Origin of the sequence: Parafrankia sp. Ea1.12 (assembly GCF_900465275.1) — a bacterium.
Classification (GTDB): domain Bacteria; phylum Actinomycetota; class Actinomycetes; order Frankiales; family Frankiaceae; genus Parafrankia; species Parafrankia soli.
In genome coordinates this window covers 23619-32361 of record NZ_UBIZ01000436.1, presented here as the reverse complement: position 1 = coordinate 32361, position 8743 = coordinate 23619, and the positions used below count along the sequence as shown (strand labels likewise).

Below are 8743 nucleotides of genomic sequence, written 5' to 3'. Positions count from 1 at the left end.
CCCGTGCCCCGCGCCCGAAACCGGGCCGCGGCTTCCCGCCGGGGCCCGGTTTCGGGCGCGGGGCACGGGTCGCCCGCGGCGACGTCCGCGAGGCACTGCTCGCGTTGCTCGCCGAGGAGCCGATGCACGGCTACCAGATGATCGGCGAGCTGGCCTCCCGCAGCGGCGGGGTCTGGCGGCCGAGTCCCGGCTCCGTCTACCCCGTGCTGTCGCTGCTCGCCGACGAGGGGCTGGTCCGCGCCGAGGAGCGCGACGGGCGCCGCGTCTTCCACCTCACCGACGCGGGCCGCGCCCACGTGGAGGCCCGCGCCGGAACGGCCAAGCCGTGGGAGACCGCGGCGGCGAGCGCGGACGACGAGACAACCGCGCTGCGGACGCTGGCCTTCGGGGTCGGCGCGGCGGTCGTCCAGGTCGCGCAGGCCGGCGACGCCGACCAGATCGCCGCGGCCCGGGACCTCCTCACCGAGACCCGGCGCGGCCTGTACCGCATCCTCGCCGGCGACCTGACGGATTCACCGGCGGCCGGCCCGGCCGAGGACGGCGGCGCATCCGGGCCCGCCGGCACGGCCGGTGCCACCGATCCTGGCCCGGCCGCTGGCGGCGCGAGCGCACCCGGCGGACAGCCGAAGGACCTGGGCTGACGCCAGACGGGGGCGTGCCGGCCACCACGCCGGCGCGCCCCTCCGCCGCGGTGCCGAGGCGACACACCTGACGGCCCTCGGCCCGGGCCGCGCTGGTGCTACTCGACCGTGACGGACTTGGCCAGGTTGCGCGGCTGGTCGACGTCCAGCCCGCGCGCGAGCGCGAGCTCGCAGGCGAAGACCTGCAGCGGCAGGGTCGTGACCAGCGGTGCGAACAGCGATGACGTGGCGGGAACCCGGATCAGGTGGTCCGCGTAGGGCTCGACGGCGGTGTCGCCCTCCTCCGCGATCACGATCGTGCGGGCGCCGCGGGCACGGACCTCCTGGATGTTGGAGACGATCTTCCCGTGCAGACTCGCCCGCCCGCGCGGCGACGGCACGACCACGACCACCGGCAGGCCGGGCTCGATCAGCGCGATCGGGCCGTGCTTCAGCTCCCCGGCCGGGAAGCCCTCGGCGTGCATGTAGGCCAGTTCCTTCAGCTTCAGCGCGCCCTCCAGTGCCACCGGGTAGCCGACGTGGCGGCCGAGGAACAGCACCGCCTTGGCGTCGACCAGGCCGCGGGCGAGCTCCCGCACCGGCTCGACGGTGGCGAGCGTGCGCCGGACGAGCTCCGGGACGCGCTGTAGCCGGTCCACGTAGGCGGCGACCTCGTCGCCGTAGAGGACGCCCCGGGTCTGCGCCAGGAACAGGCCGACGAGCAGGCAGGCCGCCACCTGCCCGAGGAACGTCTTCGTCGCCGCCACGCCCACCTCGGGACCACACCGGGTGTACAGAACGGCGTCCGACTCGCGCGGGATCGTCGAGCCGTTCGTGTTGCAGATCGCCAGCACGCGGGCCTTCTGCTCACGGGCGTGCTTGACCGCCATCAGGGTGTCGAGCGTCTCGCCGCTCTGGCTGATCGCGACGACCAACGTCGAGCGGTCCAGCACCGGGTCGCGGTAGCGGAACTCCGAGGCCATCTCGACCTCGCAGGGCAGCCGCGTCCAGTGCTCGATCGCGTACTTGGCGATCAGGCCGGCATGGTAGGCCGTCCCGCAGGCCACGATGAAGACCTTGTCGATGTCGCGGAAGTCCTGGTCGGAGAGGCGCTCCTCGTCCAGGACGATGGTGCCCTCCGCGGAGAGCCGCCCGCGCAGCGTGTCGGCGAGCGCCGTGGGCTGCTCGCTGATCTCCTTCAGCATGAAGTAGGGGTAGCCGCCCTTCTCGGCGGCGCTCGCGTCCCAGTCGACGTGGTAGCGGCGCCCCTCGACGACGGCGCCGGCGAAGTCGTAGACGGTCACACCGTCGCGCCGGGCCTCGACGAGCTGGTCCTGGCCGATCTCGAGCGCCTCACGGGTGTGCGCGATGAACGCGGAGACGTCGCTGGCCAGGAAGGTCTCGCCCACGCCGAGGCCGACGACGAGCGGGCTGTTGCGCCGCGCGCCCACGACGACCTCGGGATGGTCCCGGTGCAGGACGACGAGCGTGAACGCACCCTCCAGCCGGCGGCACACGATGCGCAACGCCTCGCTGAGCGGGTGCGGGAGCGCCGACCCCGCCGCACCCCCCGCCGGGCGGGAGCCGGGATCGCGGGCCATCTCGATCTCGAGCAGGTGGGCGACGACCTCGGTGTCGGTCTCGCTGGCCAGCTCGTGACCGGCGGCCTCCAGCTCGGCGCGCAGCTCCGCGAAGTTCTCGATGATGCCGTTGTGGATCACCGCGACGGTGCCGGTGCAGTCGGTGTGCGGGTGGGCGTTGACGTCGGTCGGGCCGCCGTGCGTCGCCCAGCGGGTGTGCCCCATCCCGGTTGTGCCGGGCATGGGGTCGTTGTCCTCGCCGAGGATCTTCTCCAGGTTCGCCAGCCGCCCGGCGCGGCGCGCGGTTCTCAGCGCACCCGCGCCGACGACGGCGACACCCGCGGAGTCGTAGCCGCGGTACTCCAGCCGACGCAGCCCGCTCAGCGCGACGTCCAAGGCTGATTGATCACCGACGTAACCAATGATCCCGCACATGTTGCTCAGCGTACGCAGTCCGGTCCGAGCGCCAGGCACGGACCACTCGGTTGCCGGAGATGTCCCGTCGGCGTCGGCCGAATCCACCGGCACGTGCCCGACGTTCCCCGCCCGCGGAAATCGGGCCCGCGGAACGGGCCCGCGGGTGACGGGTGCGAACGCGGGTTCAGCGCAGGGCGCGTTGGTCAGCGCAGGGTGCGCTGCACGACGTCGGCGAGCCGGCCGGCGACGTCCCGGGCGAGCTCGTCCGTCGGTGCCTCGACCATCACGCGCACCAGCGGCTCGGTGCCGGACGGCCGCAGCAGCACCCGGCCGGCCCCGGCCAGCTCCGCCTCGGCGTCGGCCACCGCGGCGCGCAGCTCGTCGGAGGTCTCCGCCCGCGCCCGGTCGACACCGCGGACGTTCACCAGGACCTGTGGCAGCCGGGTCATCGCCTTCGCCAGCTCGTGCAGCGGCTGGCTGGTCTCCGCCATCCGGCCGAGGATCTGCAGGGCGGTGAGCAGCCCGTCGCCAGTGCCGGCATGGCGGAGGAAGACCACGTGCCCGCTCTGCTCTCCGCCGAGCGAGTAGGCGCCGGAGCGCATGGCCTCCAGGACGTAGCGGTCCCCGACCGGGGTGGTGACGACGTCGATGCCGGCGTCGCGCATGGCGTGGTGGAACCCGAGATTCGACATCACGGTGACGACCACGGTGCCGCGCTCGAGCTCGCCGCGCTCGGCGAGCGCCAGCGCGCACAGAGCGAGGATCTGGTCGCCGTCGACGATCTCCCCGGCGGAGTCCACGGCCAGGCACCGGTCGGCGTCGCCGTCGTGGGCGATGCCGGCGTCGGCGCCGTGCGCCACGACGGCGTCGCGCAGGCTGTCGAGGTGGGTCGCCCCGGAACGGTCGTTGATGCGCAGCCCGTCGCCGTCGGCGTGCAGCGCGATCACGTCGGCGCCGGCGGCGCGCAGGACCCGCGGGGCGAGATCGGAGGCGGCGCCCTGGGCGCAGTCCACGACGACCCGCAGGCCACGCAGGCCCCCGGGGCCGCCGGGCAGGGTCGCGAGCAGGTGGTCGACGTACCCGTCGACGAGCGTGCTGTCGTCGCGGACCCGCCCGACCGCGGCCGCCACCGGGCGGCGTGCCGCCGGGCCGGCGATGCGGCGCTCGATGGCGTCCTCGACGTCGTCCGGCAGCTTCAGCCCGCCCGCGGCGAAGAGCTTGATCCCGTTGTCGGGCATCGGGTTGTGGCTCGCGGAGAGCATGACGCCCAGGTCGGCGCCGGTCGCCGCGACCACGTAGGACACGGCGGGGGTCGGCACGACCCCGATCCGGGTGACGTCCGCGCCCGCGCGGGCCAGACCGGCGACGACCGCGGCTTCGAGGAACTCACCGGACGGGCGGGTGTCCCGCCCCACGACGACGAGCGGCCGGTGGTCGATGCCGTGGGCGGACCGCGCGACGGGCACGCCGTCCACCGGACCGGGCGGTGGCGTGCCGCGGTCCGCGACCTCCTCCACCGCGGCGGACGCCAGCGCGAGCGCCAGCTCCGCCGTCAGGTCGGCGTTCGCGACACCGCGGACGCCGTCGGTGCCGAAAAGCCTCGCCACTGAGGCCTCCCAAGGGATCGGAGCAGCACCGCCACGCGCCACCGGCACGCCGCGCGGACATCGGAACGAGACCACTGGATGGAACGAAACCACCGCGCGCCTGTGAGCCCGGCAGGACGTGCCTGCCGGGCTCGACCACCGCACGCAGTGGGCAGCGGGTCAGCGCTTGCTGTACTGAGGCGCCTTACGGGCCTTCTTCAGGCCGTACTTCTTCCGCTCCTTCACCCGTGCGTCCCGGGTGAGGAAGCCCGCCTTCTTCAGGGTGGGGCGCGCCTCCTCGTCGACGACGATCAACGCCCGGGCGATGGCCAGGCGCAGCGCGCCAGCCTGACCCGAGACGCCGCCGCCGTGCAGACGGGCCACCACGTCGTAGGACTCGGCCCGCTCCAGGGTCTTCAGCGGCTCGTTCACGAGCTGCTGATGCACCTTGTTGGGGAAGTACTCCTCGAGCTTGCGCCCGTTGAGGTTCCAGTTGCCGGTGCCCGGGATCAGGCGCACCCGGACGACCGCCTCCTTGCGCCGCCCGGTAGCACGGGGGTTGCCCTGGGCGTCGGTCACGACAGCCACGTCGCGTTCCTTCCTTGTTTGTAACCAGATCGCTCGAGGCCACCCGAAACGGCCCGATCGGTCATGTCGGGCCGTTAGTCGGACGGACGCTGAACGCCGCCCGCGTTATTCGGGATGCCCATCGAGCCGCGACTACTGCGCGACCTGCTTGATCTCGTACGGGACGGGCTGCTGCGCCTGGTGCGGGTGAGTCGGACCCGCGTACACCTTCAGCTTGCTGCCCTGCGCGCGGCCGAGCCGGTTGTGAGGCAGCATCCCACGGATCGCCCGCTCGAGGATCACGTGGGGACGCGTGTCGAGCAGCTCGCCGTAGGACGTGCTGCGCAGACCGCCCGGGAAGCCCGAGTGCCGGTGGTACTTGGCCTGCTCGCGCTTGTTACCGGTCATGGCGACCTTGCCGGCGTTGATGATCACCACGAAGTCGCCCGTGTCGATGTGCGGGGCGAAGTACGGCTTGTTCTTGCCGCGCAGGAGCTGGGCCGCCTGGCTGGCCAGCCGACCGAGCACGACGTCGGTGGCATCGATGATGTGCCACGCGCGCTGTACGTCCGCGGGCTTGGGCTGGTACGTGCGCACAGGTCTGCCTTCTCGTTCGGACGAACTCGCGGGGAGCCTCGTCGGTGTCGCTAGCGAGGTGCCCTGCAAGGCGAGGTGCGTTGCAAGGCGAGGTGTGCCAGATGCATTGCCAAGAGTCGCGTTACCAGAAGTTTGGGCGCGGTCCCCCAGCACGCGGGGCTTGAGCCCACGGAAGTCGTTGAGTCCCGGGGCTGTATGACCGCAGCAGTCTTTGAGGTTACCAGGCGATCGGCGGAGCAGGACCGACGGCTCCCGGCCGCGGGGCGGACGCCCGTTGAGATCACCCCGAACACCCGGGGTTATCCCGCCGTCCACAGGCGTCATATGCGCGGTTCGGACCGTTGACCCGCCCCTTCGGGGGGCCGCGGCGGGCGACCGAACAGCCCCGACAGGCCCATATGACTAGTTCCGATATTCTTTCGCCCACCGGCCGGGCGCGTCGGCTTCCCACGGGAGCCGCGCCGCCCTCCGCCGGCCGAGCGCCGCGCGGAGCTGGGAACAGGCAGCAGGCGGCAGGCCGTCGGGGGGATGAGCGAGGAGGAGCGCATGCCACCCGAACCCGGCAGCGGCGGACCGCCCACCGGCGCGACCGGGCCGCACGGCGGCCCATCGCCCCACGACGACCTCCAGTGGGCCCTGGATCCACTCGCCGCCGCCGCGCCCCCCTGGTACGGGGCCCCGGGCGGTCTCCCCGGCCCGGTGGACGCCGCCCCTGGCGAGCCCACGCCGCAGTGGGGCGGTCCGACCCCGTCCCATCCGGACGAGAGCCCGGTGGACGCCGACTCGGCGGGCATGGGGTCGGCGGACGCCGGGGGCTGGACCACGCCGGCACCAGATGCCGGGGACTGGGACGCCCCGGACACGGGCAGCTGGACGCCACCGGTCGAGGACCCGCTCTTCGGCCCGATGCCCACCTACGCGACCGGCGCCTATCCCCTCGCCGGCCGCGCGCCGGGCGGCTATCCGACCGGCGGGCATCCCATCGGCGGACACCCCGCCGACGAGCTGCCCACCGACAGAACGCCGCCGTTCGGGCAACCGTTCACCGGCGCACCCACCGCCGATACGGCGGCGGGCGGCACCGTCCCGGGCGGCACCGTCCCGAGCGGCGCGGTCCGGGGGAACGCTGACACGGCCGGCGGCATCGGCGGCGCGGCCGGGCCGGCGGGTGGCCCGTCGACCGGTCCCCGAACGGACGGCTACTCCTTTCAGGTCCGGACCGCCACGAGTCCGCTTCCCGTCCTCACGAGGCCGGCGGAGCCCGGGGCCGCGGGAACGCCCGCCGCCGACCCGGCTCAGCGCGATGCGCGCCTCGGCGCGCCAGGTGAACGCACCGACGGCCGCGGCGACGCCCGCCGGGCGAACCTGCCGGGTGGGCCCAGGCTCGGCCCCGCGCACGACGATCCCTATCCCGAGGACGAACCCGTCCCCGGGCGGTTCGCCGCCTTCCAGGCGAGACGCTTCCAGCTGCCGGAGGAGGGCGACTCACCGGCGCCGGGCTGGCGGCGGGCCATCCGCTCACGGGGTGTCCTCGCGGTGGCCGTCGGCCTCGTCCTCGTCGTACTCGCCGCGGGCGCGGTGATCACAGTGCTGCGCGGCGGCGACGGTGGATCCACCGCGGCCGGTGCCAGGCCGAGTCCCCCGACGGTCGACCCGAACTTCATCAACAGCGCGCGGTCCGACTCCACCCCGGTGCGGCCGAACGAGTTCTTCGCCGACGAGCGGGTCACCATCCAGGGACACAACTACACCCGCATCGCCAGCAGCCTCGTCTCAGGATGTCCGGAGCTGAGCGGGGAGCTCGTCACCACGCTCAAGGGCGCTGTGTGCCGCCAACTCGTCCGTGCCCTGTATGTCAGCTCTCCGGTCGCCGGTCAGCCGCAGGTGCTCGCCGGCATCTCGGTCTTCGTCGTTGACGAGCAGGCGACCGCGACGGCGGCGGCGAAGATCGCGGCGGAGGGCCGGGGCGGGGTGGCTGCGCCGCCGATCCCGGCGGGCTCCATCCAGAACCCGCGGGTCCTCGGCCCGGGCGGGGACAACTCCTGGCGCGCCGCGATCGCTCGCGGGCACTACATGATCCTCACCCAGCTCGCCTACGTGGACGGAAGCCAGGGCTCGGCCAACGACCCGGCCCTCCGGAACGTGATCACGGATCTCGGACTGATCGCCACCGAACCGATCGCCCAGCGCATGATCGTCGGCGGGACCGGCACCGCCCCGAGCCCGACTTCCAGCACCCGCTGACCAGACCTTTCAGCCCGACGACCGGGTCAGCCACGCGAAAGACACGCACGCCTCCGGCTGTCCGGCCGGAGGCGCTGCTGGCCGGACGGCCGAAGCGACCGTCTGGCGGACCGTTGCCAGACGCTAGCCGGACGGCGTCGTCGGCACGCGGACCGCGCGGGTCACCTGGGCCCGCGCGGCGAGGGCGGCGTCCGGCGGGTAGCGGACCTCCACCAGGGTCAGCCCGTGGGCCGGGAGCACGGTCACCGCGGGATCTCGCATGCCCCGGCCCAGGACGGCGGCCACCCACTCCGGCCGGCGCCGGCCCTCCCCCACCGCCACCAGCGCGCCGACCAGGGCACGCACCATGGAGTGGCAGAACGCGTCCGCCTCGACGTCGGCGAGGATGACGTCGCGGGAGCGGGAGACGTCCAGGCGCAGCAGGGTGCGGACGGTCGTGGCGCCCTCGCGCCGCCGGCAGAAGGCGGCGAAGTCATGCTCGCCGAGCAGCAGCAGCGCCGCCTCGGCCATCGCCGGGACGTCCAGCGGCCGCGGCGACGCCAGGGTGTCGAAACGGCGCAGCGGGTCCGCCCCGTACGGGGCGTCGGTGATCCGGTAGACGTATCTGCGGGACAGCGCGGAGAAGCGGGCGTCAAACCCGTCCGGGGCGGGCGCGAGGCCCTTCACCCGGACGGCGCGGTCGAGCACGCCGTTCAGCCTGCGGGCGAGCCCACCGACCGGCGTGTCGTCTGGGATGTCGACGTGGGCCACCTGGCCGGCGGCGTGCACGCCGGAGTCGGTGCGCCCGGCGACGGTGAGCCGGACGGCCGGCAGCCGCGCGACCCGCATCAGCGCGTCCTCGACGTCACCCTGGACCGTCCGCTGGCCGGGCTGGCGGGCCCAGCCGGCGAAGGCCGTGCCGTCGTAGGCGAGGTCCAGGCGCAGCCGGATCAGTCCCTCGGCCGGTCTCATGAGCGCGCGTCCCTCGTGTCGAAGCTGCGCCGGCCGATCAACCCGGCGCACGGCCTTCCCGAAGCCACCCTGGCTCCCATGGCCGACCTGGTTCCCGGAGCCGGCCTGACCTCCGGGGCCGGTCTGGCTTCCAGGGCCGGTGGGGATCCCGGGGTCGCCGTCCCCCGGTTCCGGCGCCTCA

Annotated in this window: 7 protein-coding genes; 2 read left to right on the top strand and 5 right to left on the bottom strand. The window is 74.0% G+C overall.

Annotated features, from left to right (window positions below; translation table 11 throughout):
- On the top strand, positions 1-641 hold a 641-nt coding region (locus FMEAI12_RS25680), incomplete at its 5' end, for a PadR family transcriptional regulator (protein WP_146776766.1).
- Positions 642-739: 98 nt separating this feature from the next.
- Here the strand turns inward: FMEAI12_RS25680 and glmS are convergent.
- The 4 genes from glmS to rplM form a co-directional block, all read right to left on the bottom strand.
- On the bottom strand, positions 740-2635 hold the full coding sequence (gene glmS / locus FMEAI12_RS25675) for a glutamine--fructose-6-phosphate transaminase (isomerizing) (RefSeq protein WP_112108129.1): 1896 nt from the start codon (positions 2633-2635) through the stop codon (positions 740-742).
- Between the two features lie 185 nt (positions 2636-2820).
- Positions 2821-4224, bottom strand: coding sequence for a phosphoglucosamine mutase (gene glmM / locus FMEAI12_RS25670; protein WP_112108127.1), 1404 nt, complete (start codon positions 4222-4224; stop codon positions 2821-2823).
- A gap of 159 nt (positions 4225-4383) precedes the next feature.
- Complete coding sequence (gene rpsI / locus FMEAI12_RS25665; RefSeq protein ID WP_020463457.1) at positions 4384-4791, bottom strand: 30S ribosomal protein S9; 408 nt, start codon at positions 4789-4791, stop codon at positions 4384-4386.
- 132 nt (positions 4792-4923) lie between these two features.
- Complete coding sequence (gene rplM, locus FMEAI12_RS25660; protein WP_071066133.1) at positions 4924-5367, bottom strand: 50S ribosomal protein L13; 444 nt, start codon at positions 5365-5367, stop codon at positions 4924-4926.
- A 546-nt stretch (positions 5368-5913) separates the two neighbouring features.
- Here rplM and FMEAI12_RS25655 point away from each other — a divergent pair.
- Positions 5914-7611 carry a hypothetical protein gene (locus tag FMEAI12_RS25655; protein WP_131625065.1) on the top strand — a complete coding sequence of 566 codons (1698 nt, stop codon included), beginning with the start codon at positions 5914-5916 and terminating at the stop codon, positions 7609-7611.
- A gap of 123 nt (positions 7612-7734) precedes the next feature.
- On the opposite strand, the gene truA is transcribed toward FMEAI12_RS25655, so the two are convergent.
- Entirely contained in the window at positions 7735-8562 is an 828-nt protein-coding gene (truA, locus tag FMEAI12_RS25650) for a tRNA pseudouridine(38-40) synthase TruA (RefSeq protein ID WP_112108128.1), read from the bottom strand.
- Between the last annotated feature and the right edge of the window lie 181 nt (positions 8563-8743).